This is a genomic window from Mesobacillus sp. (genome assembly GCF_049588175.1).
GTDB lineage: Bacteria > Bacillota > Bacilli > Bacillales > Cytobacillaceae > Mesobacillus.
Genome location: NZ_JBAVFI010000750.1, coordinates 1 through 1,807 on the forward strand (window position 1 = coordinate 1; position 1,807 = coordinate 1,807).

The 1,807-nt window shown below is 40.1% G+C and carries 1 protein-coding gene and 1 pseudogene; both read left to right on the forward strand.

Annotation, left to right across the window (positions count from 1 at the left end; genetic code table 11):
• The first annotated feature begins 220 nt into the window (after nt 1-220).
• Complete coding sequence (locus WB217_RS18200; protein WP_423994719.1) at nt 221-1,351, forward strand: conserved virulence factor C family protein; 1,131 nt, start codon at nt 221-223, stop codon at nt 1,349-1,351.
• Nucleotides 1,352-1,602: 251 nt separating this feature from the next.
• Nucleotides 1,603-1,807: pseudogene (locus WB217_RS18205) on the forward strand (dihydroxy-acid dehydratase); the annotation flags it as partial.

The window sequence follows — 1,807 nt, forward strand, 5'->3', positions numbered from 1 at the left end:
GATGATAAATAAAGCTAATAAACATGTTGATTAAGATAATAGGACAATAAAAGATCGTTAGCCAGCGTTAAAGGTAACGAAGTCAAGTACATCAACATAGGAATAATGGTTTTTGCAGGAAGGCATAAAATTGCTTACCAATATGAGTTGCTCTCGATGCTAACCATATCCTGTTATGTTAAAATGGCTTCATTCCTAATAATTACAAAGGGGTGGGAATTTGAAAATTTTATCGATTGAACCAACACCAAGTCCGAATACAATGAAAATAAATCTAGATGAAGAGCTTCCTATGGGCAAAAGCAATAATTACAAGAAGGGTGCTGCAGCCGGAGCACCTGATGTTATTGTTAAAATACTCGACATCGAAGGCGTGAAAGGTGTTTACCATGTAGCAGATTTCCTTGCAGTAGAGAGGAATGCGAAATTTGACTGGCAGGCTATTTTACCCGAGGTGAGAAAAGCCTTTGGTCAGGAGACTGAGGAATCAGGCGATGGCACACCAAGAATAAATGAGCATTTTGGAGAAATTAAAGTTCAAGTTCAAGTGTACAAGGGCATCCCGATGCAGGTTAAATTAACAGATGGAACTGAAGAGAAGCGCTTCGGCCTTCCGGATCTTTTTGTAAAAAGCGTTGGCGAAGTTCGATCTCCTGAAGATAATATCGTTATGGTCCGCAGATGGAAGGAGCTTGGAGTAAGATACGGCGAATTTGAACAGGTAGGAAATGAAGTAGTCGAAGAACTTCTCGCAGCCTATCCTCCTGAAAGGCTGAAAGAGATTGTGACGGTTGCACAAAATCCTGCGCAGGAAGCACAAATCAAATCTGCGAAGAAAAAAATAAGAATTATAGCAGCCGATTTGGATAATCCAGATTGGCGTATAAGGTACCAGCTGCTAGAGCAAATGGAGGATCCAACAGTTGAGGACTTATCAATGCTTGAAAAAGCGTTGAATGATGAGAAGGCATCCATTCGCAGACTGGCAACAGTATATCTTGGAATGATTGAGGATAAAGAAGCGCTGCCGCTGCTATATAAAGCATTAAAGGACAAAACCGTCACAGTGAGAAGGACAGCTGGGGACTGCTTGTCAGATTTAGGCCATCCTGAAGCGATGCATGAAATGATGGCAGCCTTGAAAGATTCGAGCAAGCTTGTACGCTGGCGTGCTGCGATGTTCCTCTATGAGGTTGGAGACGAAATGGCAATACCTGCTCTGAAAGAAGCTGAAAATGATCCGGAATTTGAAGTCAGCATGCAGGTGAAATTGGCAATTGCCCGAATTGAACTGGGTGAGGAAGCCAAAGGTTCAGTATGGAAGCAGATGACCGAAGCAAGAAAGCAATAATATTATTATGTAAACAAAAAAAGAGCCGGGGAGCAAATTGCTACCTGGCCTTTTATCGTTAGTAACTAATAACAATGAAAAACTATCTAATTCCTAAAATTAGACCTCACTATCTGTTTTCTCATAACAATTAGGTAATTTTTCTTATTGTAAAAATGAATTCGCTTTCATTATTATAATTTTTCGAAAATTATTGCAATTGCATTTAAAAAGGTTTATTGTAGTGAATAAAAAATCGGGAGGGACTTCCAATGGAAAAAGATTTGAGGATAAAAAGTCATGTATTCAGTGATGATGCGAGAAAGGCTCCGAACAGGGCGATGTTAAGGGCGGTCGGCTTTAGTACAGAGGATTTTAAGAAGCCAATGATAGGAATTGCAAGTACCTGGAGCGAAGTGACTCCATGTAACATACATATTGATAAACTGGCTTTAAAGGCAAAAGAAGGAGCAAGAA